This window comes from Plantibacter sp. Leaf1, assembly GCF_001421315.1.
In the GTDB taxonomy this organism is placed as follows: Bacteria; Actinomycetota; Actinomycetes; order Actinomycetales; family Microbacteriaceae; genus Plantibacter.
The window spans coordinates 1,629,173-1,652,834 of the sequence record NZ_LMJX01000002.1; the positions used below are offsets into that span (position 1 = coordinate 1,629,173).

At 70.7% G+C, this 23,662-nt stretch carries 21 protein-coding genes and 1 pseudogene; 8 read left to right on the forward strand and 14 right to left on the reverse strand.

The window, feature by feature from the left end; all coding sequences use genetic code 11:
- Nucleotides 1–8: 8 nt before the first annotated feature.
- Nucleotides 9–1,808, reverse strand: a complete 1,800-nt coding sequence (locus ASE44_RS09860; protein ID WP_056009031.1) for a cell wall metabolism sensor histidine kinase WalK — start codon at nt 1,806–1,808, stop codon at nt 9–11.
- Between the two features lie 104 nt (nt 1,809–1,912).
- Nucleotides 1,913–2,830 carry a DUF817 domain-containing protein gene (locus ASE44_RS09865; protein ID WP_082455937.1) on the reverse strand — a complete coding sequence of 306 codons (918 nt, stop codon included), beginning with the start codon at nt 2,828–2,830 and terminating at the stop codon, nt 1,913–1,915.
- Between the two features lie 90 nt (nt 2,831–2,920).
- Here ASE44_RS09865 and ASE44_RS09870 point away from each other — a divergent pair, with 90 nt between their 5' ends.
- Nucleotides 2,921–4,390, forward strand: a complete 1,470-nt coding sequence (locus tag ASE44_RS09870) for a hypothetical protein (protein WP_056779321.1) — start codon at nt 2,921–2,923, stop codon at nt 4,388–4,390.
- Between the two features lie 16 nt (nt 4,391–4,406).
- Here the strand turns inward: ASE44_RS09870 and ASE44_RS09875 are convergent, their stop codons facing one another.
- The 7 genes from ASE44_RS09875 to ASE44_RS09905 form a co-directional block, all read right to left on the reverse strand.
- Nucleotides 4,407–5,609, reverse strand: coding sequence for a methyltransferase (locus tag ASE44_RS09875; RefSeq protein WP_056779324.1), 1,203 nt, complete (start codon nt 5,607–5,609; stop codon nt 4,407–4,409).
- A 31-nt stretch (nt 5,610–5,640) separates the two neighbouring features.
- On the reverse strand, nt 5,641–6,303 hold the full coding sequence (locus ASE44_RS09880) for a hypothetical protein (protein ID WP_056779326.1): 663 nt from the start codon (nt 6,301–6,303) through the stop codon (nt 5,641–5,643).
- A gap of 47 nt (nt 6,304–6,350) precedes the next feature.
- Nucleotides 6,351–6,767: a heat shock protein transcriptional repressor HspR gene (locus ASE44_RS09885; RefSeq protein WP_056009042.1), complete on the reverse strand. Its 417-nt coding sequence runs from the start codon at nt 6,765–6,767 to the stop codon at nt 6,351–6,353.
- A gap of 24 nt (nt 6,768–6,791) precedes the next feature.
- A complete protein-coding gene (locus ASE44_RS09890) occupies nt 6,792–7,793 on the reverse strand; it encodes a DnaJ C-terminal domain-containing protein (RefSeq protein WP_056779329.1) in 1,002 nt (333 codons plus the stop codon).
- A gap of 2 nt (nt 7,794–7,795) precedes the next feature.
- Nucleotides 7,796–8,470 carry a nucleotide exchange factor GrpE gene (locus ASE44_RS09895; RefSeq protein ID WP_056779333.1) on the reverse strand — a complete coding sequence of 225 codons (675 nt, stop codon included), beginning with the start codon at nt 8,468–8,470 and terminating at the stop codon, nt 7,796–7,798.
- A 2-nt stretch (nt 8,471–8,472) separates the two neighbouring features.
- Entirely contained in the window at nt 8,473–10,335 is a 1,863-nt protein-coding gene (gene dnaK / locus ASE44_RS09900) for a molecular chaperone DnaK (RefSeq protein WP_056009052.1), read from the reverse strand.
- A 333-nt stretch (nt 10,336–10,668) separates the two neighbouring features.
- On the reverse strand, nt 10,669–13,251 hold the full coding sequence (locus ASE44_RS09905; protein ID WP_056779336.1) for an ATP-dependent Clp protease ATP-binding subunit: 2,583 nt from the start codon (nt 13,249–13,251) through the stop codon (nt 10,669–10,671).
- A gap of 159 nt (nt 13,252–13,410) precedes the next feature.
- Here ASE44_RS09905 and ASE44_RS09910 point away from each other — a divergent pair, with 159 nt between their 5' ends.
- The 4 genes from ASE44_RS09910 to ASE44_RS09925 all read left to right on the forward strand — a co-directional run bounded on the left by ASE44_RS09910 (nt 13,411) and on the right by ASE44_RS09925 (nt 17,045).
- Nucleotides 13,411–14,877, forward strand: coding sequence for an MFS transporter (locus ASE44_RS09910; protein WP_082455938.1), 1,467 nt, complete (start codon nt 13,411–13,413; stop codon nt 14,875–14,877).
- Between the two features lie 64 nt (nt 14,878–14,941).
- Nucleotides 14,942–15,514, forward strand: a complete 573-nt coding sequence (locus ASE44_RS09915; RefSeq protein ID WP_056779339.1) for a hypothetical protein — start codon at nt 14,942–14,944, stop codon at nt 15,512–15,514.
- Nucleotides 15,515–15,540: 26 nt separating this feature from the next.
- The gene (locus tag ASE44_RS09920; protein ID WP_082455939.1) at nt 15,541–16,638 is read left to right on the forward strand and encodes a serine hydrolase; all 1,098 of its coding nucleotides are present in this window, start codon (nt 15,541–15,543) and stop codon (nt 16,636–16,638) included.
- Nucleotides 16,635–17,045, forward strand: coding sequence for a hypothetical protein (locus ASE44_RS09925; RefSeq protein WP_056779342.1), 411 nt, complete (start codon nt 16,635–16,637; stop codon nt 17,043–17,045). Before ASE44_RS09920 ends, ASE44_RS09925 begins: the two co-directional genes overlap by 4 nt.
- 18 nt (nt 17,046–17,063) lie before the next feature.
- On the opposite strand, the gene ASE44_RS09930 is transcribed toward ASE44_RS09925, so the two are convergent.
- From ASE44_RS09930 to ASE44_RS09945, 4 genes are read right to left on the reverse strand one after another with little or no spacing between them, the layout of a single operon-like run.
- Nucleotides 17,064–17,480: an RbsD/FucU family protein gene (locus ASE44_RS09930; protein ID WP_056779345.1), complete on the reverse strand. Its 417-nt coding sequence runs from the start codon at nt 17,478–17,480 to the stop codon at nt 17,064–17,066.
- Between the two features lie 49 nt (nt 17,481–17,529).
- Complete coding sequence (locus ASE44_RS09935; RefSeq protein WP_056779348.1) at nt 17,530–18,369, reverse strand: amidohydrolase; 840 nt, start codon at nt 18,367–18,369, stop codon at nt 17,530–17,532.
- Nucleotides 18,369–19,322: an aldo/keto reductase gene (locus ASE44_RS09940; RefSeq protein ID WP_056779350.1), complete on the reverse strand. Its 954-nt coding sequence runs from the start codon at nt 19,320–19,322 to the stop codon at nt 18,369–18,371. The genes ASE44_RS09935 and ASE44_RS09940 overlap by 1 nt, the downstream gene beginning before the upstream one ends.
- Entirely contained in the window at nt 19,315–20,604 is a 1,290-nt protein-coding gene (locus ASE44_RS09945) for an L-fuconate dehydratase (protein WP_056009071.1), read from the reverse strand. The genes ASE44_RS09940 and ASE44_RS09945 overlap by 8 nt, the downstream gene beginning before the upstream one ends.
- Nucleotides 20,605–20,786: 182 nt before the next feature.
- Here ASE44_RS09945 and ASE44_RS09950 point away from each other — a divergent pair, with 182 nt between their 5' ends.
- Together ASE44_RS09950 and ASE44_RS09955 are read left to right on the forward strand one after the other, a co-directional pair.
- Nucleotides 20,787–21,698 carry a fumarylacetoacetate hydrolase family protein gene (locus ASE44_RS09950; protein WP_082455940.1) on the forward strand — a complete coding sequence of 304 codons (912 nt, stop codon included), beginning with the start codon at nt 20,787–20,789 and terminating at the stop codon, nt 21,696–21,698.
- A complete protein-coding gene (locus ASE44_RS09955) occupies nt 21,695–22,465 on the forward strand; it encodes an SDR family NAD(P)-dependent oxidoreductase (RefSeq protein ID WP_056779352.1) in 771 nt (256 codons plus the stop codon). Before ASE44_RS09950 ends, ASE44_RS09955 begins: the two co-directional genes overlap by 4 nt.
- A 149-nt stretch (nt 22,466–22,614) precedes the next feature.
- On the opposite strand, the gene ASE44_RS09960 is transcribed toward ASE44_RS09955, so the two are convergent.
- Entirely contained in the window at nt 22,615–23,280 is a 666-nt protein-coding gene (locus tag ASE44_RS09960; protein WP_235522584.1) for a MarR family winged helix-turn-helix transcriptional regulator, read from the reverse strand.
- Nucleotides 23,281–23,333: 53 nt separating this feature from the next.
- Here ASE44_RS09960 and ASE44_RS18690 point away from each other — a divergent pair.
- Nucleotides 23,334–23,662, forward strand: a pseudogene (locus ASE44_RS18690) (hypothetical protein); the annotation flags it as partial.

The window sequence follows — 23,662 nt, forward strand, 5'->3', positions numbered from 1 at the left end:
CGACCGATTCAGGCGGTGGCGGGGGTGCCGGCGCGCGGCTGGCGCAGTGGCAGGGTCACGGTGAAGGTGGAGCCACGGCCCGGACGGCTCGACACGGTGATCCACCCGTGATGCGCCTCGGTGATGGACTTCACGATCGACAGGCCGAGGCCCACACCCGGCTGCGCCTCGTCGCGGACCTCCCTGGCCCGGAAGAAGCGGTCGAAGAGCTGGCGCTGGTCGTCCGGCGAGATGCCGATGCCGGTGTCCGCGACGGTGACGGTCGAGGTGTCGTCGTCCGCGGAGACGGTCAGCACGACGCGCCCACCCCGCGGGGTGTACTTCACCGCGTTCGAGAGCAGGTTGTCGAGGACCTGTCGCAGCCTCGACCCGTCGCCCTCCAGTTCGACGTGCGGTGGGACCTCGGCGCGGACGGCGACCCCGGCCTCGGAGGCACGCGGCAGGATCGCCGCCACGCTCTCCCTGGCGATGTCGCCGAGGTCGGTGAGCGCGATGCGCACCCGCATCTCCGCGTCGCCGGCCGCGAGGAGGTCGCCGATGATCGCGTACAGCTGCTCGGCGTTGCGCTGGATTGTCGCGACCTCGCGCTCGAGGCCGAGTCCCTTGAGGTCGTGCCCCTCGGTGAGGAGGTCGAGGTAGCCGATGATCGAGGTCAGCGGGGTGCGGAGCTCGTGGGAGACGTCGATGAGGAACGCCTCCCGCAACGCGACCGCGTTGGCGAGGTCGGTGACGTCGTGGCCGACGGTGATCGTGCCGATGAAGGTGCCGTCCTCGGTGTGCACCTGTCGCGCGTTCCCGATGATGGCGCGCTGGTCGCCCGGTTCCCCCACCCAGTAGAGCTCGCCGCGGAAGCTCTCCCCGCGCAGCGCCCGGTTGATGACCTGTTGTTCGGGCCGGAGCTTCGTCGTCCGATCCGCCCCGTACACGTGGACGCCCGACCGGGTCTTCGGGTCGAACCCCGCCAGCGCGGCCTGTTCGTACGTCGCCTGGTTGCGGAGCGCGGCCGAACCGTCGGGGCGGAAGAAGACCACCGCGGCGTCGACGGACTCCGAGACCGTCGTCGCGACCGCCGCCGCCTCGGTCGCCGCGGCGAGCGCGATCCGGGCGCGCCCCTCATGGGCGCGGAGCTGCCGTGCGGCCAGATGCACCGTGACGGTCATGATGAGGACGAGCGCCGGCAGGATGCACAGCGCACCCCAGCCGCCGGGCGTCGTCGGCCAGGATCCGGCACGCGCGACGGGGACGAGGGAGACGAAGATCGCCCCGAACACCGGTACGGGCAGGGCGGAGACCCCGAACCCGCCGGCCAGCCAGAGGACGGGGATCACCAGCAGGAGACCGGACGTCGGCAGGTTCGGCAGGGTGTCGCGGAAGAACGCCACGGCGAGCATGTCGATGGTCGGCACGAGCACGAGCAGGCCGCGGAGGGCGCCCGCCGGCGGCACGGCGAAGAGCAGCGAGGTCGCCGCGGCCGTGAGGGAGAGCCCTATGAGGAAGTCGGGTGCCAGGAGCGTCCACGTCGAGGTCAGGCCGATGTAGACCCCGAGCATCACGATCGAGGTGATGAACGCGAACTGCGCGCCGGCGAAGAGGTGGTTCGTCCGGGGCAGGGGCGCGGCGGCCGCAGCGGGGACGGTGATGCCGACGGCCGGCGTCGCGGACGGACGGGCGGCATCCGGCCGAGCAGCAGCCGGCTGCGACGGCTGCGGCCGAGCGGGGCCCGGCCGCGCTGCATGCGCCTGAACGGGACGTGGCTGGGCGCCGGCACGTTCGCGGAACCGTGGGTCCTGGGGCTGACGCTGGGCCATGGCTGCTCTCCGGAGTGGACGAGCGGGGCACCGGGATCGGGCCGCTCACTTCGGAACCCTACCGGGTACGGGGACACGCCCGACAATCCCCGGTCCGCGGTCGTTCAGGCCGGGCGGGGGTCCGGCCGCTTCGGCGGGTAGACCCAGGTCACCATCACGACGGAGATCATCATGAGCAGGAACCACGACACGAGCTTCGTGAGCGGCACGAGCTGCCACCCGTCCTCCTGGTTCGGGTAGAGCCAGGCACCGGTGACGGTCCCGATGTTCTCGGCGATCCAGATGAAGCCGGCGACGAGGAGGAAAGCGAGCAGCACCGGCATCCGGTACGTCCGCCGGAAGACGCGGAAGTGCATGATCGTCCGGGCGAACACGACGAGGACGGCCGCGAGCAGCACCCACCGCAGGTCGACGACGTAGTGCTGGCTGAAGAAGTTGACGTAGATGCCCGCGGCGATCAGGGTGGTCAGCCAGACGCTCGGGTACCGGTCGAACCGGAGGTCGAACAGCCGGTACACGCGCACGAGGTACGAGCCGACCGCCGCGTACATGAACCCCGTGTACAGCGGGACGGCTCCGAGATGGAGGACCCCGCCGCCGTCGTACTCCCAGGACCCGACACCCGTCTTGAAGAGCTCCATGCCCGTCCCGACGAGGTGGAACAGGACGATCACCCACAGCTCGCGGCCGGTCTCCAGCCGGGTGGCGATCATGACCACCTGGATCACGACGGCGGCGACGACGAGGGCGTCGTTCCGTGCGAGCCAGACGTCGTCCGGGTACCAGAGCCGGGCGGCGACGATGACGAGGAGCATCGCGGCACCGAAGACGCACGCCCAGGCCTGCTTCGCGCCGAACACGAGGAACTCGACGAGCCGTGCACGCCCGCCGCCGCCGGGGGCGTCCCGCAGGAGCCGGTTCGCGCGGTCGTCGATCCACCGCTCGACCGCGGTGAGTTCGTGCCGGCCCGTCCGACGGGAACCGCGACCAGCTGCGTCTGCTGGCGTGGGCGGCTCGGACATCGGGCCAGCATACGGGCCCGGCCCGCACCCGGGCTGGGACCCGGGACGCCCCCGACGCGGGGCCCGGCGGCGACTGCTTAGGGTGGGTGCATGCCTCGACACCGGACGATCAGGATCGCCGCCGCTGCACTGGTCGCCACGGCCGCCGCCGCCGGCCTCACCGGGTGCGGGGACGTGGACGCGGGCTCGGCCGCCGCCAGCGCGTTCGAGGAACTCCTCGACGGCGTCCCCGACGTGGTCGACGTGGACGCGAGCGGCAGCAACGACCTCCCCTGGAGCGGAACGGCGTCCGCATCGGTCCTCATCGACGACGCCGTCACCGCCGACCACCTGGGCGAGATCGTGGACCGCATCGGCGGCTTCCTCAGCGAGCAGTCGAAGCGGAGCGGCGGGGCCACCTGGGAGGGCGTCGACGTCTCCGTCCGCGGTTTCACCGTCGCCGTCCTCGACCGGCGCGAGGACAACGCGACCCAGCTGGAGCTGCTCGCATCGCTCGAGGCCGAAGGCGTCCCGGGCGGTGAGCTGCACCTCTTCCCGGTCGGAGCCGACGGCGGACGCGCCTCGTCGCTCACCCTGGAGGCGCGACCCGGCGAGGACTTCCTCGACGCCTACGACCTGGCCGGCGAGACGGCCGAGGCGACCCCCGCCTACGCCGACGCGGTCCTCACCGGTCGAAGCGACGACGGCGACCCGATCGGGTCCGGCGCGGACGAGGCGACGAACGCGACCCCCGGGTCCCCCGAGCAGGGCGAGGCCGCTCGCTTCTCCATCTCCTCCGGTGACGACGACGACCCGACCGCCAGCGGGGATCCGAACGGGAGTCGAGCCGCCTACCTGGCCGTCGCCGAACAGTTCGCGGTGATCGGGGCGACCCTGACTCCGGACACCCTCGACCTCCGCATCGCGAACGTCGACGACGTCGCCGCCGCGAGCGCGCTCGCGACGGGGTCGCTGCCGACGGACGTCTCGGTGGAGATCCAGGGCGGCATCGTCACCTGGGACGACGGCGTCGAATCGCCGGAGATGCTGCCGGTCGTCCAGGCCGTCGGCGCGGTACCCGGCGTCACCGCCATCGACGCGTCGAGCGACAGCCTCAGACTCACCGTGTCCGACCCGGCGGCAGGACGTGCCGCGCTCGACACCCTCGACACCCTGCCGGCGGCGTCGGTCGTCGCATCGCTCCGGATCGACGGGCCCGTCGCAGCCGGCGCCCCGGACACCTTCGCGGTGGGCGGCTCGCGTGCCGAAGCGGCCGCCCAGTTCGCCCTGGTCGAGCAGGGACTCGCTTCGGGCTCGCTGGTCTCCTTCGAGGGCAGTGCCGACCGCCTGCAGCTCGAGTTCCGGAACGGCGACGACACGATGCTCGGGGCGGCGATCGGGCTCGTCAAGGCCGGCGTCGCACCGGGGACGTGGACGAGCATCGAGATCGAGGGCGAACCGGGGACGTGGTGGTTCGACGCCGCTGACACCGTCACGATCGACGCGTCCGCATACAGCGACGAGACCCCGGAGGAGACCGCGAACCGGGAGCGCATCGAGCGACTCTGGAACGCCGCCTGACGCGAACGCTCCGAGCTCAGGCGGTGGTGCCGCCGGTGGCCCGGGGGTGCGAGAGCGTCACCGTGAACTTCTGGTTCCGCGCGAGCTGCGTGGTCGGGCCGACGAGCCGTTCGAGCGCCGCCCGGTAACCGAGATGCGAGTTCCACACGACGGCGAGGGTGCCGCCTGGTCGCAGCACGCGAGCGGCCTCGGCGAACAGCTCGTGGGCGACGCCGGTGTGGACGGTGGTGCCGCTGTGGAACGGCGGATTCAGGACGATGAGGTCGGCTGACGCGTCCGGTTGCATCGACAGGCCGTCGTCGCGGACGACCGTGATGCGCTCGGCCAACCGGCGATCCGCGTCGTCGTTGGCGGCGATGGTCGCGGTGGTCGACGTGACCGCGGCGGCCGACTGGTCGGTCGCGATGACCGCGAGCTCGGGCCTCGCGATGGCGAGCGACACGGCGAGGACGCCCGTGCCGCAGCCGAGGTCGATGGCCGTCCGTGCCGCCGGTGCGATGTCCGGCAGCAGCTCGAGCAGGAACCGGGTGCCGATGTCGAGCTTCGTGCCGGCGAACGCGGTGCCGGTGGCGCCGATGGTCAGGCCGATGTCGGCGTGGTGCTCGGTGCGCACCGTCGTCGCGGTCGTGGTGTCGGCGTCGGCAGGCCGGCCCTCGGCGTGGGCGGCGACCACCGGTCCGCTCGCTCGGAGCACCCGCGACTTCTGGCGGGCCAGGCTCGCGGCGACGGTCGAGAAGCTCCGCCCCAGGACGTCGTTCATCGCGGGCGTCAGGTGCTTCACCCGCCCGCCGGCCAGGAGACGCACGTCGGCCGTGCTCCAGCGGGCCACGGCGGCGGCGATCTCGTGCAGCGCTTCGAGGTGCTTCGGGAGCTGGAGGAGGACGAGCGATGCGCCGGTGAACAGCTCCTCGCCGAGCGGCAGGTTGCGGAAGCCGCCGTCACTGCCGAGCCGTTCGGCGTTCGCCGCGAGGGCGCGCTCACCGACCGCGGCGTCCTGGTGGACCCGGACGTCCGTCGCTCCGAGGAGGGCGATCGCGCCGAGCGTCAGTGCACCGTGGGTGTCGCCGACGACGACGATCTCACCGGCGACGGGGACCCGCCCGTCGAGGGCTGCGGCCGCTTCGTCGAGCAGCAACCGGTCGGTCGCATCGACGGCGAAGAGGTTCGGTGCCTCGTGATCGGGGAACCGGCGCAGTGCGTCGAAGGAGAACTCGGGCATCCCCTCAGCGTACCGGCGGGGCTTCGCGGGCTCAGCCGCGGCGGCGCGACCGCTTCCCGGGCTGCTGCGCCTTCGCGGGTTTCTCCGCCTTCACGGCACGGAGGACGGCGGGGAAGATGAGGACGCCGAGGCCGGCGGAGACGATCAGGTTCACACCCGTCGCGATGGCGATCCCCTGGCCGAAGGCTCGCACGGTCTCGACACCGGTGGCGTCCTCGGCCCGGATGGAGGCGATCGCTCCGAACACGACGAGGAGGCTGATGACGGCGAAGACGAGCTGCAGCGGCACCGTCGCCCACATGCCCCAGTGCGTCACGGCTCCGGCACGGCGCACGCCGTGGCTGCGCAGGATCCGCAGGCTGAGGGCGATACCGCCGAGGAAGGCGACGACGCCGAGGGCGACGTAGCCCCACACCCACGCGCCGAACGGCGGCGTCAGGAAGAGCAGGATGAACCCGAACGCGCGGGAGAAGCCGTCGACCCACTCCGCCTCGCCGGCGCCGAAGAGGACGCCGAACAGGATCGGCGCGCCGATCACGACGAGGGTGACGAGCGGAAGGACCCCGGCGATGACGCCGAAGTACATGAGCGGATAGGCCGAGAGTCCCGTCAGCCGCGCGCCGCGACGCCGGCGTGCGGTCGCCGGAGCGGTCTGTGCCGGGTCCGGCTTCGTCACCACGGGCTGCGCGCTCATGCCCCAACCCTACGCGGCGCGCGCGTCCGGCCGGGGTGGTCGTCGGACTACTCGGAGAGCGACGGCCGCCAGACGACGACCTCGGTGCGCCGACGCGTGCGGGTGCCGCTCCGCATCGGCACGACGCTGCCCTCCATGCCGGCGGCGAACACCCGGTTCCCCGGGGACCGCAGCAGGGCGTTGGCGAGGGCGTGCTCCAGCTCGCGCACCCGACCCTGGAGCGAGGTGACCTCGTTCTCCAGGGTCAGGATGCGGGAGATGCCCTCCAGGCTGACGCCCTCGGCGCTCAGCCGGGAGACCTCCCGGAGCTGGGCGATGTCGCGCATCGAATACCGGCGCGACTTGCCGGCCGTTCTCGTGGGTGACACGAGGCCGAGCCGGTCGTACTGCCGGAGGGTCTGCGGGTGCATGCCGGCGAGCTCAGCAGCCATCGCGATCGCGAAGACCGGCGAGTTCTCGTCCATGCGCCCAATCCCTTCCGGTGGTGCCTAGCCCCGCGCGCGGGCGATGAGCTCGTCGCGGGGGTTGTCCTTCGGTTCCAGCTCGTGGAACCGTTCGAGTGCTTCCTTCGCCTCCCCGCCGAGGTGGGCGGGGACGACGATCTGCACGACGGCGAGCAGGTCACCCGTGCCCTTCGTCGTCGCGACGCCCCGACCCTTGACGCGGAGCACGCGTCCGCTCGGCGTACCGGGCGCGACCCGCAGCTTGACGGGCTCACCGCCGAGCGTCGGAACCTCGATCGTCGCGCCGAGCGCGGCCTCCACGAAGGTGACCGGCACGGTGACGCGCAGGTTCAGGCCGTCGCGTTCGAACACGGGATGCTTGCGGACACTCACGGTGACCACGATATCGCCGGCCTCGCCGCCGTCCGGACTCGGCTGCCCCTTGCCGCGCAGTCGGATCTTCTGGCCGTCGGACACCCCTGCCGGGATCTTCACCTTGATGGTGCGTCCCTCGGAGGTCTGCAGGGAGATGGTGTCTCCCTGGGTGGCCGTGATGAAGTCGATCGTCGTGTGCGCGGTGATGTCGCGTCCGGGCGTCGGTCCGCCGTAGCCGCGGAACCCGCCGCTCGTCTGGCCGAAGCCACCCTGGCCGAACATGCCGCCCAGGATGTCCTCGTAGCCCGGAGGGGCCTGCTGGTAGCTGTAGCTCTGGCGTCCGCCACCGCCACCGCCCCCACCGAACATCGATCCGAAGACGTCCTCGAAGCCGCCCTGACCGCCACCGGCGCCCGGAGCGGTGAAGCGTGCTCCACCGCCCATCGCGCGCACGGCGTCGTACTCCTTGCGCTGCTCGGGGTCGCCGAGCACGGAGTGGGCCTCGCTGATCTCCTTGAACTTCGCCTCGGCCTTCGCATCGCCCGGGTTGGAGTCCGGGTGATACTGCCTGGCGAGCTTCCGGTAGACCTTCTTCAGCTCCGCCGGCGTCACGTCCTTCGAGACGCCGAGGACCTTGTAGAAGTCCTTGTCGAACCAGTCTTGACTCGCCATGGCTAGCTCGCCGGGACCGCGACGACCACCTTCGCGGCGCGCAGCAGCGTGGAGCCCAGGGTGTATCCGGTCTCCACGACGTCGAGGACGGTCTCGCCCTCGGCGCCCGGGGTGGGCTGCTGGAAGATGGCCTCGTGCACGTTGGGGTCGAAGGTCTCCCCGACCGTACCGAAGGGCTTCAGACCGAGTCGCTCGGCGGAGCTGCGCAGCTTCGCCGCGATCTGCGCGAACGGGGAGTCGCCCTCGAGGTCGCCGTGCTTCTGGGCACGGTCGAGGTCGTCGAGCACCGGCAGCAGGACCTTCGCGACCTCGCCGGTGGTGCGCTCGCGCTCCACCTCGCGGCCGGACTCGGTGCGCTTGCGGTAGTTCGCGTACTCGGCCGTGACGCGCTGCAGGTCACCGAGGCGTTCTGCGGCGAGCTGCTCGGCGGGCGAGAGGTCGCCTGCCTGCACGGGCTCCTCGGGAGCGGCGTTGAGGATGTCCTCGACGGTCAGCTCGTCCTCGGCACCCGACGCGGCGGCGTCGGCGGATTCGGCAGGTGCGCCCGAGGGGGCCGACGCGTCGGCGTCAGCCCCCTCGGTGCCAGGCTGACGAACCTCGCCGGTCTCCGGGTCGATCCGACGCTTGTCGCGAATGATGGGATCGTCCTGGTTCTGGTTCTGGTTCTCGTCAGTCATGGTTACTTCTTGTCCTTGTCGTCTTCGTCCTCGACGACCTCGGCGTCGACGACGTCCTCATCGGAGGTCGCCTCCTCAGCCGGGGCCTCGGTTCCTGCGGCGGACTCGGAGGCCTGCGCCTGGGCGTAGATGGCCTCACCGAGCTTGACCTGGCTCTCGTTGAGCTTGTCGAACGCGGTCTTCACCGCGTCCTCGTCCTCACCGGCGAGCGCGCTCTTCAGGGCGTCGACATCGCCCTGGACGTCGGTCTTGACGTCCTCGGGGAGCTTGTCGTCGTTCTCCTTGATGAGCTTGTCGATCGAGTAGGCGAGCTGCTCGGCGCTGTTGCGGACCTCGGCCTGCTCGCGGCGGGCCTTGTCGTCCGCTGCGTGCTCCTCGGCCTCGCGGACCATGCGCTCGATGTCCTCCTTGCCGAGGGACGAGCCACCGGTGATGGTCATCGACTGCTCCTTGCCGGTGCCCTTGTCCTTCGCGGACACGTGCACGATGCCGTTGGCGTCGATGTCGAAGGTGACCTCGACCTGCGGCACACCGCGCGGAGCCGGAGCGATACCGGTCAGCTCGAAGGTGCCGAGGTTCTTGTTGTCGCGGGTGAACTCGCGCTCGCCCTGGAACACCTGGATCGCGACGGACGGCTGGTTGTCGTCGGCCGTGGTGAAGGTCTCGCTCCGCTTGGTGGGGATCGCGGTGTTGCGCTCGATGAGCTTCGTCATGATGCCACCCTTGGTCTCGATACCGAGCGACAGGGGGGTGACGTCGATGAGCAGCACGTCCTTGCGCTCACCCTTCAGCACGCCGGCCTGGAGGGCTGCGCCGACGGCGACGACCTCGTCAGGGTTGACGCCCTTGTTGGGCTCCTGACCACCGGTGAGCTTCTTGACGAGCTCCGCGACGGCGGGCATGCGGGTCGATCCACCGACGAGCACGACGTGCGCGATGTCGGAGACCTTCACGCCGGCCTCGGCGATGACGTCGTTGAACGGCTTGCGGGTGCGCTCGAGGAGGTCGTTGGTGAGCTCCTCGAACTTCGCACGGCTGAGCGTCTCGTCGAGGTTCGCCGGGCCGTTCTCCGTGAGGGAGAGGTACGGGAGCTGGATCGAGGTCGACATCGAGGAGCTGAGCTCCTTCTTCGCCTGCTCGGCAGCTTCCTTGAGGCGCTGCTTCGCGATCTTGTCGCCCGAGACGTCGACACCGGTCGAGTCCTTGAAGCGCTTGATCAGGTAATCGACGACGCGCTGGTCCCAGTCGTCGCCACCGAGGCGGTTGTCACCGGAGGTGGAGCGCACCTGGATGGTGGAGAAGTCGTCGTCCTTGCCCACTTCGAGCAGCGAGACGTCGAAGGTACCGCCACCGAGGTCGAAGACGAGGATGAGCTCGTCCTCCTTGCCGCGGTCGAGGCCGTACGCGAGGGCGGCGGCGGTCGGCTCGTTGATGATGCGGAGCACGTTGAGGCCTGCGACCTCACCGGCCTCCTTCGTGGCCTGACGCTCGGCATCGTTGAAGTAGGCGGGGACGGTGATGACCGCGTCGGTCACGGTGTCGCCCAGGTACTGCTCGGCGTCGCGCTTGAGCTTGGCCAGGATGCGGGCCGACAGCTCCTGCGGGGTGTACTTCTTGCCGTCGACGTCGAACTTCCAGTCGGTGCCCATGTGGCGCTTGACGCTCGCGATGGTGCGGTCGACGTTGGTGACGGCCTGGCGCTTCGCGGTCTCGCCGACGAGCACCTCGCCGTCCTTCGTGAATGCGACGACGGAGGGGGTGGTGCGGAAGCCCTCGGCGTTGGCGATGACGGTGGGTTCTCCACCTTCGAGGACGGCGACCACCGAGTTGGTGGTACCGAGGTCGATGCCTACTGCACGTGCCATGTGTTGGTTCTCCTTGTGTTGACTGCCGGTTCAGAACTCGTCGACCCGGACGGCATGCTTGCCGCTTCCGGCCGACTCGACGAGCTCGGCACCGAGCTGATTGGATGGGTGTTGCCGATGATGCACGAGACTTGAGCCCCGATGACTCAATGTTAGCGAAGGCCCGTTTCGTCGTCAAGAAAGTTGAGTCCTGCTGGCTCAACTCCCAGCGGATGGCCAGGGTGCCCTTCGACAGGCTCAGGACAGCCCTTCGACAGGCGGGGACCGGGGCCGGAGACGCCGACAGGCCCAGGGCCGGAGGTCCGGTCCCTGAGCCTGTCGAAGGGGTGATCCCTACGCTGCGTCGGCCAACACCGCGGCCTGCTCGGTGACGACGATCGCCCCGTCGGCCGCGCCGACGTGGATGCGGGAGCCCGCAGCGACCCCACCGGCGACGACGAGTTCGGCGATCCGGTCGTCGACCTCGCGCTGGATCAGGCGCCGCAGCGGACGGGCTCCGTACTCCGGCTCGTACCCGAGCTCGGCGAGGAGCGCGAGTGCCGCAGGCGTCGTCTCGAGGGACGCCCCGCGAGCGGCGAGGCGCTCGCTGGTGCGGCCGAGCATGAGCCCGACGATCTCCTGCAGTTGCGCCTGGTCGAGCTTCCGGAACAGGACGATCTCGTCGATCCGGTTCAGGAACTCGGGCCGCATCGCCTCACGCAGCTTGCCCATGACCCGGGCACGGAGCGCCTCCTCCGAGCCGAAGCCCGTCGGGTCGTCCGCACCACCGGCGACGAACCCCATCGCTCCCGACCGGGAGGCGAGGAACTCGGAACCGAGGTTCGAGGTCATGACGACGACCGTGTTGCGGAAGTCGATCGTCCGACCCTGGCCATCGGTGAGGCGTCCGTCGTCGAGCACCTGCAGGAGCAGGTTGAAGACGTCCGGGTGGGCCTTCTCGATCTCGTCGAACAGCACGATCGAGTACGGGTTGCGTCGCACGCGCTCCGTGAGCTGGCCGGCCTCGTCGAAGCCGACGTACCCGGGAGGGGCACCGACGAGTCGCGACACCGTGTGGCGTTCGCCGAACTCACTCATGTCGAAGCGGATCACCGAGGTGTCGTCGGCGAACAGGGATCCGGCAAGCGCCTTCGCGAGTTCCGTCTTCCCCACGCCGGTCGGGCCGAGGAAGAGGAAGCTGCCGACGGGGCGGTTCGCGTCGCCCATGCCGGTCCGGTTGCGGCGCACGGCCTTCGAGACCGCGGCGACCGCGTCGTGCTGACCGATGACGCGCGCGTGGAGTTCGTCCTCGAGGCCGGCGAGGCGTTCCCGCTCGCCCTCGGTGAGGCGGTTGACGGGGATGCCGGTCGCGCGGGAGACGACGCCGGCGATCTGCGTCTCGTCGACCACGGCCGCGCTGTCCGTCCGGGCACCGGGGCCGTTGGACGCGGCGTCGAGCTTGGCCTGCACCGCGGTGATCTCGTCGCGGATGCGCGAGGCCTCCTCGTAGTGCTCGGCTGAGACCGCAGCGTTCTTCGAGGCCTCGAGGGTCGCGAGCTCCTCGACGAGGGCGCTGACGTCCACCGTCGTGCCGAGCCGCAGTCGGAGCCTGGCGCCGGCCTGGTCGATGAGGTCGATGGCCTTGTCCGGCAGGACGCGGTCGGGCAGGTAGCGGGCTGAGAGCTCCACGGCGGCGCGGAGGGCGTCGTCGGTGAAGCGGACGTCGTGGTGCTCCTCGTACGCGGGACGGAGGCCGCCCAGGATGAGGACGGCGTCCTCGATCGAGGGCTCACCGACGCGCACGGGCTGGAACCGACGCTCGAGCGCGGGGTCCTTCTCGATGCCGCGGTACTCGCGGAGCGTGGTCGCTCCGATGAGGTGCAGCTCACCGCGCGCGAGACGTGGCTTCAGGATGTTGCCGGCGTCCATGCCGCCCTCGCCGGACCCGCCGGCGCCGACGACCGTGTGCACCTCGTCGATGAAGACGATGAGCTCGGAGCGGTTCGCCGCGATCTCGTCGAGGAGGCCGGTGAGGCGCTCCTCGAAGTCGCCGCGGTAGCGGGTTCCGGCGACCATGGCGGGCAGGTCGAGCGAGACGACGCGCTTACCGCGCAGCTGCTCGGGCACGCCGCCGTCGACGATCGCCTGCGCGAGGCCTTCGACGACGGCGGTCTTGCCAACGCCGGCCTCACCGACGAGCACCGGGTTGTTCTTGGTGCGGCGCGAGAGGATCTCGATGGTCTGCTCGATCTCGTCGGCACGGCCGATCACGGGGTCGAGCGAGCCGCCGGCCGCGAGGGCCGTGAGGTCGGTGCCGAAGCGGTCGAGCATCGGGGTGTCGGAATCGAGGTCGTCGGCGTCGTCGTCACTCCGGTCCTCGGTCGCGACGCCGGGGTCGCCGACGGTCTGGCGCATCCCCTGCGTGAGCGCGTCGGCCGTGACACCGGCGCGTGCGAGCACCTCACCGGAGGGCGAGTCCTGGTTGATGACGAGGGCGAAGAAGAGGTGCTCCGGGTCGACGTAGGTGGAGCCTGCGGCACGGGCGACCTGGTAGGCGTGGAACAGGGCCCGCTGCGCGGACGGCGTGATCGCCGGGTCCTTGACGCTCGGCGACGACGCCTGCGGGAGTCGCTGTTCGGCGGCGCGGGCGATGGTCCTGGGGTCGACGCCGAGGCGCGCGACGGCGTCCTTCGCGGGCTCCTCGCTGACGATGACGCGCAGGATGTGGAGCGCGTCGAGCTCGTTCTGGCCGCGTTCGAGTGCGAACCGGCCGGCGCGCTGCAGGATCTCCTGCGTCCGCGAGGTGAGGAAGCGGCTGAGGTCGATGGTGCGCGCCGAACGCGCCCGCTCGCCCTCGAGGTATCGGGCGAGGAAGTCGTCGAACGACGACGAACCGCCGTCTGCTGCTGCGCCGCCCTGGGTGAAGTCTTCGGGCACGTGAACCTCCTGGATTCAAACTTGAGTGTCGTACGCTCAAGTCCAACGCGGGACCGTCCCGGCTATTCCCGGGCCCGATCCGCGTCCCAGTGAACCCCCAGCAATGGCGCGAAGGCCGTGCGCTACCGGCCGTTCACCGCGGAGCACTAGCCTCGGTGCATGAGCACGACACCCCCAGGTGGCACCGACGACACCGGCAAGCGGAGCGGCACCGGCGACGACACGCCACGCCTCGGATCCCGCCCCCGCAACTTCCCGCCCCCACCGCTCGTCGACCCGGACGCCGCGGCGGCCACCGTCGACCTCGACACCTCACAGGTCGCCGCCGTGAAGGCGCAGTCGGGCCGCAAGGGACGCATCTTCGCGTGGAGCCTCTGGGACTGGGGTTCCGCCTCCTTCAACGCCGTCGTCACCACCTTCGTATTCACCGTCTACCTGACGAGCGACGCCTTCGGTGACGAGGCCGCGGTGTCCGCCTCGCTCGGATGGGCGCTCGCCGCCGCCGGCCTGCTGATCGCGATCCTCGCGCCGGTCGTCGGCCAGCGCTCCGACTCGGCCGGCCGACGGAAGTTCTGGCTCGGCTTCAACACCTACGTCGTCGTCGCGATCACCGCGCTCCTGGTCTTCGTCGCCCCCGATCCGGACTTCCTCTGGCTGGGGCTTGTCCTCCTCGCGGTCGGCAACATCGTGTTCGAGTTCGCCGGCGTCAACTACAACGCGATGCTCGCGCAGGTCTCGACGCCGTCGTCCATCGGCAAGGTCTCGGGCCTCGGCTGGGGCATGGGGTACATCGGCGGCATCGTGTTGCTGCTCGTCGTGTACTTCGGCTTCATCTCCCCCGAGGTCGGCCTGTTCGGCGTGACGGGCGACGACGGCATGGACGTCCGGGTCGCGATGCTCGTCTCGGCCGCCTGGTTCGGGATCTTCGCCCTCCCGGTGCTGTTCGCGGTGCCCGAGTACCACGCACCCCAGGCCGTCGCCCGGCCGCACGTCGGGTTCTTCGCCTCCTACGGCGTCCTCGCGAAGAGCATCGCGGAGCTCTGGCGCGACAGCCGGCAGACGCTGTACTTCCTCCTCGCGAGCGCCGTGTTCCGCGACGGCCTCGCGGGCGTCTTCACCTTCGGTGGCGTCCTGGCCGCAGGCACCTTCGGCTTCTCGCCCGGCGAGGTCATCATCTTCGCCATCGCCGCCAACGTCGTCGCCGGCATCGCGACCATCACGATCGGTCTGCTCGACGACAAGGTCGGCCCGAAGCCGGTCATCGTCGCGTCGCTCATCGGCCTCGTGATCGCCGGCAGCGCGGTCTTCCTCCTGCACGAGGGCGGTGCGACGATCTTCTGGATCTTCGGGCTCATGCTCTGCCTCTTCGTCGGCCCGGCGCAGTCCGCGAGCCGCTCGTTCCTGGCACGCATCATCCCGGAGGGCCGCGAGGGCGAGGTCTTCGGCCTCTACGCCACGACCGGCCGCGCCGTCTCCTTCCTCGCACCGACCGCCTTCGCCCTGTTCGTCACCCTCGGCGGCGAACAGTTCTGGGGGATCCTCGGCATCGTGCTCGTGCTCCTGGTGGGCCTCGGACTCCTCCTCCCGGTCCACGCGAAGCAGGGCAGGCTCGCCGCCCGCCGGTGATCCAAGGCGGGCGACACCAGCCCGCCTCTTGATTTCGTAATTACGTTATTTGTACACTTGGGGCATGACGACCGTCGACCCTGGTGATCACGAGGCACGCCTCCGTCGGCTCGAGGCCGCGGTCTTCGGTGGCACGGCCGGCGACGATGAGGCCGCGGAGGACTCCGACGACGTCCTGCCGAAGGCCACCTCCGACGACACGTTCTGGGCGCTCCGCGGACTCGAACAACGCACCGCATCGCTCGAACACGGCGCCATCCTCTTCACCGGATCCGTCGTCGCGGGCGGGGCACCGGTCCAGTGGCAGTACGCCAGGGCGACCGACGACCTCCTCGCCCTCGGCGACGACGCCGGTTCCGCCGACGCCGCGGCATCCGTCCCGCTCGCGACGACCGCTGCGCGGCTCGCGGCCATCGGGTCGCCCGTACGCCTCCGGCTACTCCTCGCGGTCGCGAACGGCACGACGGCCCTCACCGAGCTCGGCGAGCTCGACGGCATCGGCACCACCGGCCAGATCTACCACCACGTCCGCGTGCTCACCGCGGCGGGGTGGCTGCAGGCAGCCGGACGAGGACGCGTCGCCGTCCCGGCCACGCGGCTGGTGCCGCTGCTCGTCGCCGTCGCCGCCATGGAATGACCACCGAACCACGGAGAGGACTCAGCATGACCACCACTGCACGCCGCACGTCCCGATCCAGACGGGTCTGGATCATCGCAGCGGCCAGCACGGCCGTCGCCCTCGCGATCGGCCTCGCCGTCCGGCCGGGCCCGTCCACCCTCCCGGCCGAAGCGACGGGTGACGCGGAGCTCGCGGCGACCGTCCGCGAGCTCGCCGGTTCGGACCACCGGGCCCTCCTGGCCGTCGTCGTCACCCCGGACGGCACCCGCACCACGACGATCGGCGCCCAGCCGGACACCCGGTTCGAGATCGGTTCGGTCAGCAAGGCCTTCACCGGGCTGTTGCTCGCCGACGCGATCGAGCGCGGCGAGGTCGCCCCGGACACCACGCTCGGCGAACTCCTCGAACTCGGCGACGCACCCGCCGCCGCCGTGACCCTCGAGCAACTCGCGACCCACAGCTCCGGGCTGCCGCGGCTCCCGATCGATCTCTCGACCATCCTCTCCTCGAGCTGGTTCGCGCTCACGACGGCGAACCCTTACGGCGAAGACCTCGACCAGCTCCTCGAGCAGGCCCGGTCCGCTGCCCTGGACACCCCGAAGGGCACCTACTCCAACCTCGGCTTCGAGCTCCTCGGCGCCGCGCTCGGAGCGGCCGCCTGCACCAGCTATGCCGAACTGCTCGAGGAACGGATCACGGGTCCGATGGGGCTCGACTCGACGGCCCCGGTGGACGATGCGGCCGAGCTCGGCGATCGCGACCTCCTCGGTGAGACCGCCGGCGGACGGACCGCCGCAGCATGGACCGGCACGGCGATCGGGCCTGCCGGCGGCATCCGCTCGGACACCGAGGATCTCGCCCGCTTCGCGGAACGGCTGGCCGACGGCAGCGCACCGGGCATCGAGGCGCTCGACCCGAAGTCGGCGTTCGGCGATCGTGAGATCGGATGGGCCTGGATCGTCGACCGCGAGGCCATCGACGGCGACGACCTCGTGTGGCACAACGGCGCTACGGGCGGGTTCGCGTCCTTCGTCGGCGTCGTCCCGGCGACCGGCACCACGGTCGTGCTCGTCTCGGCCACCCAGCAGTCGGTCGACGCGGCAGGCGTCGCCCTCCTCGAACAGATCGGAGCAGGACGATGATCGAGCTCCTCATCCCCGTGGTCGTGTCACTCGTCATCGCGTGGTTCGTCGCCCTCCAGGTCGTCCACGCGTGGTCGACGGGTCGGTGGGCCGCGACCGATCGCCATCGACTGGTCGTCGACGCGGTCGACAGCATCGCGATCCTCGCCCTCGTCCGTGCGCTCGCCTCGCCGGTCGGCGTCTGGTCGTGGGTGTGGGTGCTCGCGGTCGCGATCACCGGATTCGGGCTGGCCGGCGCAGCCCTGCGCTGGCGCTCACTCCCCTGGCACGCCCCCAAGCCGAAGCGCTCGCTCGATGAACACGGGGCGACCGTCGAGACCGCCGGCGAGCCGCGCACCCGCCGTCAGCAGGTCACAGCGGGGATCTACGCGGCCGTGGGCATCGCGATCGTCGCCCTCTGCTGGTGAGCACGATGCGGGGCGGGCTCAAGCGCCAGGCGTCACGAGCCCCTTCCGCAGGGTGACGTTCCCGTACTTCCGGGTCTCACCGGTGCGGATGATGAGGAACGCCGTCGCAGCCTCATCGTAGTAGGCGAAGCGGTCGACGAACCGCACCGCGTCCTCGGTCGTGCCGGCTGCGGCGATGAGTTCGCACTGCACCTCGAGCACCGTCCCGTCGGCGCTCGTCATGAGGTCGAGCACCGGCTCGTCGTCGAGCGGGATGACCGTCCGCACCGCGCGCAGCACCTCCGGTGTGGACAGCGTCGGTAGGACGACGACGCGTGCGCCGAGCCGTGCCGCCGGGAAGTGCGCGTCCGCGATCACCACCGCGTCCGAATGTCCCATCGCGTCCAGGTGCAGCAGCAGCTCGCCGCTCAGCGTCGGATCGATCCCTGTCAACATGGTGACCTCCTCGTCGGTGTTTCGATCATGTCAGGCTGTCCGTCCACGATCACGCCACGTCGTCCAGTCGGTACACCCGTGCGGCCGTCCCACCGAGCAGCATCGCCCGTTCGGCGGGTGAGAGCGTGCCGAACAGTTCGGTCAGCGCCGCCCAGACGGGCGCATACCCGCCACTCGTGAGGGTGATCGGCCAGTCGCCGCCGACCATGAGCCGATCGGGACCGAATCCGTCGAGTGCGACATCCCACGCCCGCCGGGCATCGTCGGCAGCGAACCGACGGCCGGCCGTACTGAGCCCCGACACCTTCGCGACGGTGTTCGGCAGCGCGGCGATCGCCGTCAGCTGCGCAGACCAGACGTCGAACCCCGCAGGGTCGGTCGGTGGTTTCGCGAGGTGGTCGACGACGATCGTCAGGTCCGTCACCGCTGCGGCGAGCGCCGTGGCGTCGCCGAGCAGCCGCGGGAAGGCGTTGGGCACGTCGAGCACGAGGTCGCGCTCGGCGAGCATGACGGCCAGCCGACGCGCGTCCGGTGCGGCCAACAGGCCGTCGCGCGGGTCGTCGTGGAGGAGCTGACGCACCCCGCGGAGCACGCGTCGATCCGCCCAGTGGTCGAGCAGGCGCTCCGCGCGCGTGGCGTCGTCGATCGGCACCCAGCCCACGACGCCGCCGATCCAGTCGTACGCCTCGGCCGTGTCGAGCAGGAACTCGGTGTCGGCCTCCGTGTCGTCCGCCTGGACGAGGACCGCCGTGTCGACACCGGCCGCACGCAGCTCGGCCCCGGCCTCCTCCGCCGTGACGTCCCGACGCAGGACCTCGTCGGCACCGTCGAGCCAGCGGTACCCGTCGGCGCGGTTCCACAGGTGCAGGTGCGCGTCGACCGTGCGCATCAGCCGAGGAGTCCGCTGGCCTGGAGCTCCGCCCAGAACGTCTCGGGGATGGGCGCCTCGAAGCGCTCGATGTTCTGCACCATCTGCTCGGGTCGGGAGGCGCCGACCGCGACCGTCCGCACGGCTGGATGCCGCAGCGGGAACTGGAGCGCTGCGGCGGGCAGCTCGACGTCGAACCGGCGACAGACCTCGGCGATGGCGACCGCGCGGTCGAAGACCTCGGAGGGGACGGCGCCGTACTCGTACCGACCGTCCGGATCCGGCACCGAGCGCGCGAGCAGCCCGGAGTTGAACACCGAGGCGGCCACCACCCCCACTCCGTGGTCGAGGCAGGCCGGGAGCACCTCCGCCGCGGCGGGCTGCTCGGCGAGCGTGAACCGGCCGGCGATCATGATGAGGTCGGTCAGCCCGGTGCGGACGGCGGCGAGGAGCGCCTCGACGTCCATCGAGCCGATGCCGACGGCGCCGACGAGACCTTCGTCGCGCAGGGCGGCGAGCGCCGGGATGCCCTCCGCGATCCCGGACTCCGGGTCGTTGCGTTCCGGGTCGTGGAGGTAGAGCACGTCGACGTGGTCGATTCCCAGACGTTCGAGGGATTCGTCGAGGGAGCGACGCACACCCGACTCGCTCGCGTCCCATTCGCGTCGCAGGGTCGCCGGGACGACAAAGTCGTTGTCGGTGTCGAGCGTGCCCGCGCCGTCCGGGTTCGGGACGAGCAACCGGCCCACCTTGGTGGACAGCACGTACTCGTCGCGCGGCTTCGTGCGGAGGAAGGCGCCGAGTCGACGCTCGGACAGGCCGAGCCCGTAGTGCGGTGCGGTGTCGTAGAACCGGACCCCGTGCTCCCAAGCCGTGTCGAGGATCGCCCAGGCCTCGTCGTCACCGAGCTCCCGGTAGAGGTTGCCGAGGTTGGCGGCGCCGTAGGCGAGGCGGGGGACGAGCAGCTCAGGCATCGGCACCCTGGAACGTGAACTCGGCGATCGAGGTCGCGAGCATCTCGGATCCCCCACCGGGCGCGAGGGGCGCGCGGTACCGGCCGGCGACGATCTCCACCGGCTCCACGAAGTGCTCGTGGAGGTGGTCGACGAACTCGATCATGCGTCCATCCTCGCTGCCGGAGACGGCGATGAAGTCGAACATCGAGAGGTGTTGCACCGCTTCGCAGAGGCCGACGCCGCCGGCGTGCGGGCACACGGGGACGCCGAACTTCGCCGCCAGCAGGAGGATCGTGATGTTCTCGTTGACCCCGGCCACGCGGGTCGAGTCGATCTGGAGGACCTGGAGGGCGTCCGCCTGCAGGAACTGCTTGAACATGATGCGGTTGGCCATGTGCTCGCCGGTCGCGACCGGGATCGGCGCGACGCCGCGAGCGATGGCCGCATGGCCGAGGATGTCGTCGGGGCTCGTCGGCTCCTCGATCCAGGCGATGTCGTACGGAGCGAGTCGCGCCATCCAGTCGATCGCCTCGGCGACGTCCCAGCGCTGGTTCGCGTCGACCGCGATGCGGATGTCGGGGCCGACGGCATTCCGGGCGATGGCGAGGCGACGGACATCGTCCTCCACGGCACCACCGACCTTGAGTTTCACCTGCGCAAAGCCGTCCGCGACGGCCTCCCGGCAGAGGCGGTCGAGCTTCTCGTCGGAGTATCCGAGCCACCCGGGCGTCGTCGTGTAGGCGGGGTAGCCGGCGGCGAGGAGCGCTTCCGTGCGGGCAGCGCGACCCGGTTCCGCGTCACGGAGGATCTCGAGGGCGTCCTCGCGGGTGAGCACGTCGCTCAGGTAGCGGAAGTCGACGAGTTCCACGAGCTGCTCAGGTGTCATGGTGGACAGCAGCTGCCAGAGCGGCAGGCCCGCGCGTTTCGCCTTGAGGTCCCAGAGGGCGTTGACGACGGCGCCGATCGCCATGTGCATGACGCCCTTCTCCGGGCCGAGCCAGCGGAGCTGGGAGTCGTAGACGAGCTCACGCCAGAAGGCACCCATGGTGTCGAGGATCGGCTCGACCTCGCGCCCGAGGAGGTGCTCGCGGAGGGCGTGGATGGCGGCGACCTCGACGTCGTTGCCGCGGCCGATCGTGAAGACGAAGCCGTGACCTTCGTGCCCGTCGTCCGCGTCGGTGACGAGACGCAGGTACGCGGCCGAGTAGTCGGGGTCCGGGTTCATGGCGTCTGAACCGTCGAGGGTGGTCGAGGTCGGGAAACGGACGTCATGCGTCTCGAATCCGATGATGCTACTCACGGCGGTGTGCTCCTTCGGCTGGTGCCCCCGAGCATAAACATCCGATGTCTGTGCTGTCAATGCTGGGATCAACCCGCGAATCCACCCCTGGCGACGACATCCTCGGGGTAGAGTTCAGACGTTATCGGCTAGGAGGCCGGGTCCCTCGCCTGCGGACACCCGGCGGAACCGGAAGGATCAGCATGCGCTTCGCCAGACTCGGCCCCGTGGACGAGGAGATCCCCGTCGTGTATTCGGGCGACACCGCCCACGACCTCCGATCGATCACCGCCGACGTGGACGGGGCGTTCCTCGCCGGCGGCGGTGTCGAACGGGCTCGCGCCGCACTCGAATCGGGCGCCCTTCCCGTGCTCGACGACGCGGCATCCCGCCGGATCGGCGCGCCGATCGCGAGACCGAGCGCGGTCGTCTGCATCGGGATGAACTACGCCGAGCACGCCGCCGAATCGGGATCCGCGCCGCCCGAGATCCCCATCATGTTCCTCAAGACGCCGAACACGGTCGTCGGTCCGAACGACGACGTCCGCATCCCCCGCGGCAGCACGAAGACCGACTGGGAGGTCGAGTTGGGCGTCGTCATCGGCGAGCGCACCTCCTACCTCGACAGCCCGGACGAGGCCCTCGGCCGCATCGCCGGCTTCGTCACCGCGAACGACGTGTCGGAGCGGGACTTCCAGATGGCGGTGAGCGGCGGGCAGTGGTCGAAGGGCAAGAGCGCCCCCGGGTTCAACCCGACCGGCCCCTGGCTCGTGACCCCGGACGAGGTCGACGCGGGCTCGCTCCGCCTGCGGAGCTGGGTCAACGGCGAACCACGTCAGGACTCCACCACGGCCGACCTGATCTTCGACGTCGCGACCGTGATCTGGCACCTCAGCCAGTACCTGCAGCTCGAACCGGGCGACCTCGTCCTGACCGGCACGCCGGAGGGGGTCGCCCTGTCGGGTCGCTTCCCCTACCTCTCGGCCGGCGACGTGTGCGAGATCGAGATCGAGGGACTCGGCCGACAGCGGCAGCGCTTCGTCGAGCCGGTTCCCGGAGTCGCACCGGCTGCGAAGCCCGCGGAAGCCCTCGCAGCGATGGAGGCGGGACGATGAGCGACTCGGAGACGGGCGTGTTCACCGGACTCGTGGCCGTCGTGACCGGCGGAGCCTCCGGCATCGGGGCGGCGATCGTGGACCGCTTGGCCGCGGACGGCGCGAAGGTCGCGATCCTCGACCTCAACCCCGCAGTGGACGGTGATTCCGAGAACCGACTCTCGGTGCGCACGAACGTCGCCGACGACGCCTCCGTGCGAGCGGCCGTCGACGCCATCGTCGCCCGGTTCGGTCGCCTCGACATCGTCGTGAACAACGCCGGGATCGGCGCGCAGGGCAGCGTGGAGGACAACGACGACGAGGAGTGGCACCGCGTCTTCGACATCAACGTCGTCGGCATGGCCAGGGTCGCCCGGGCGGCGCTCCCCCACCTGCGCGAGTCGCCCGCCGCATCGATCGTCAACACCGCTTCGATCGCGGCGACCGCCGGACTCCCGCAGCGCGCGCTCTACTCCGCGACCAAGGGTGCGGTCCTCTCGCTCACCCGGGCGATGGCCGCCGACCACCTGCGTGAGGGCGTGCGGGTGAACTGCGTCAACCCCGGCACGGCCGACACCCCGTGGGTCGGCCGCCTGCTCGACAGCGCCGCGGACCCGGCCGCCGAACGCGCGGCCCTCGAGGCGCGACAGCCGCACGGCCGTCTGGTCTCAGCGACCGAGGTCGCCGACGCCGTCGCCTACCTCGCGAGTCCGCGGTCCGGCTCCACGACCGGCACCTCGATCGCCGTCGACGGCGGCATGCAGGAGCTGCGCCTGCGTCCCCAGTAGCGCGAGCCGAGTCTCGATGCCTCCTGCACGGTTCACCATTCAGGAGCGTCCCGGCGCGTCTGCCGTGAGGCTGCCGTTACCGGACCGACACGCCTGACTCGTCCTGAGTTGTGGACCGCTCAGACCGGACGGGTCGCGTGGTCCACAACTCAGGCGGGCGGATCCGCGACGTCGGGGCGCGGCCACGCCGCGACGAAACGTTCCAGGAAGGCGGCGAACTGCGCCGCCTCCTCGGGAGTGAAGTCCGCAAGAGCCGTGGTCACCGCTTCACGCCGGCCCCGATGCGCCTCCTGGAGGACCGCGCGACCGGCGGCGCTCAGCTGCACGACACTCCGTCGTCCGTCGTTCGGGTCGACCGCCCGGGCGACCTCGCCCCGCTTCGTCGCCTCGGCCACGAGTCGGCTCGCCCGCGGCTGGTCGACCCCGATCGCCTCCGCGAGCGCGCTGATACCCATGCCGCCGGACGCCCCATCGCGAGCAAGCGCGTCCAGCATCCGGAACCGGGCCGCCTGAGCGATCGCCTGCTCACGCGGATGACGGCCTCCCCCGCCGGCGGACCATGGCCCTCCGAGGCCGGGTCCGAAGCCCGGCCCACGACCGCGTCCGTGCTCGTCCCCGCCGCCGCCGTGGGCGTCGTGGTGATGGTCTCCTCCGTGCTCATCGTGATGACGATGCCCGGGGCCACCACGCCCGCCGCGTCCGCCGAAGCGACGACCCGACTGGTCCCTCCGGATCTGGACGAGCGCCTGCTCGATCAGCTCCACCGGGTCGGTTGCTGTGGGTTCGCTGGGCTGCGCTTGACGATCGTCAGACATACATGTCATTATACATTTACATGTAACAGAGCATGCAAATAAGGAGACCATCCATGAACACCCCAATGACTTCCCCAGAGCAGTCCACCAGCCCGTCCGACGAGCGTCCGCTCGGCTTCTGGCTCCGCAGTGTCGACCATGCGATCAAGCACTCCATGCACGAGGTGCTCGCCGAAGCCGGCCTCGGTCGCCGAAGCTGCCGCACCCTCGAGCTCATCGCAGGCGGCGCGACGAGCGTCGACGAGATCGATGCGTCCTTCCCGCCGCACCGCCGTGGACCGCGCGGCCCCGAACGATTCGCCCGACGCGGCGGGTTCGGCCCCGGTCGTGGCTTCGGCCGTCCTGAGCACACCGCCGAGACGGCGACCGACACCGACGCGGC

Bases quoted from the DNA above. Each gene is read 5' to 3' on its own strand.
- ASE44_RS09860 (WP_056009031.1), bottom strand. From the start codon at position 1,808: ATGGCCCAGCGTCAGCCCCAGGACCCACGGTTCCGCGAACGTGCCGGC.
- ASE44_RS09865 (WP_082455937.1), bottom strand. From the start codon at position 2,830: ATGTCCGAGCCGCCCACGCCAGCAGACGCAGCTGGTCGCGGTTCCCGT.
- ASE44_RS09870 (WP_056779321.1), top strand. From the start codon at position 2,921: ATGCCTCGACACCGGACGATCAGGATCGCCGCCGCTGCACTGGTCGCC.
- ASE44_RS09875 (WP_056779324.1), bottom strand. From the start codon at position 5,609: ATGCCCGAGTTCTCCTTCGACGCACTGCGCCGGTTCCCCGATCACGAG.
- ASE44_RS09880 (WP_056779326.1), bottom strand. From the start codon at position 6,303: ATGAGCGCGCAGCCCGTGGTGACGAAGCCGGACCCGGCACAGACCGCT.
- ASE44_RS09885 (WP_056009042.1), bottom strand. From the start codon at position 6,767: ATGGACGAGAACTCGCCGGTCTTCGCGATCGCGATGGCTGCTGAGCTC.
- ASE44_RS09890 (WP_056779329.1), bottom strand. From the start codon at position 7,793: ATGGCGAGTCAAGACTGGTTCGACAAGGACTTCTACAAGGTCCTCGGC.
- ASE44_RS09895 (WP_056779333.1), bottom strand. From the start codon at position 8,470: ATGACTGACGAGAACCAGAACCAGAACCAGGACGATCCCATCATTCGC.
- dnaK (WP_056009052.1), bottom strand. From the start codon at position 10,335: ATGGCACGTGCAGTAGGCATCGACCTCGGTACCACCAACTCGGTGGTC.
- ASE44_RS09910 (WP_082455938.1), top strand. From the start codon at position 13,411: ATGAGCACGACACCCCCAGGTGGCACCGACGACACCGGCAAGCGGAGC.
- ASE44_RS09915 (WP_056779339.1), top strand. From the start codon at position 14,942: ATGACGACCGTCGACCCTGGTGATCACGAGGCACGCCTCCGTCGGCTC.
- ASE44_RS09920 (WP_082455939.1), top strand. From the start codon at position 15,541: ATGACCACCACTGCACGCCGCACGTCCCGATCCAGACGGGTCTGGATC.
- ASE44_RS09925 (WP_056779342.1), top strand. From the start codon at position 16,635: ATGATCGAGCTCCTCATCCCCGTGGTCGTGTCACTCGTCATCGCGTGG.
- ASE44_RS09930 (WP_056779345.1), bottom strand. From the start codon at position 17,480: ATGTTGACAGGGATCGATCCGACGCTGAGCGGCGAGCTGCTGCTGCAC.
- ASE44_RS09935 (WP_056779348.1), bottom strand. From the start codon at position 18,369: ATGCGCACGGTCGACGCGCACCTGCACCTGTGGAACCGCGCCGACGGG.
- ASE44_RS09940 (WP_056779350.1), bottom strand. From the start codon at position 19,322: ATGCCTGAGCTGCTCGTCCCCCGCCTCGCCTACGGCGCCGCCAACCTC.
- ASE44_RS09950 (WP_082455940.1), top strand. From the start codon at position 20,787: ATGCGCTTCGCCAGACTCGGCCCCGTGGACGAGGAGATCCCCGTCGTG.
- ASE44_RS09955 (WP_056779352.1), top strand. From the start codon at position 21,695: ATGAGCGACTCGGAGACGGGCGTGTTCACCGGACTCGTGGCCGTCGTG.
- ASE44_RS09960 (WP_235522584.1), bottom strand. From the start codon at position 23,280: ATGTCTGACGATCGTCAAGCGCAGCCCAGCGAACCCACAGCAACCGAC.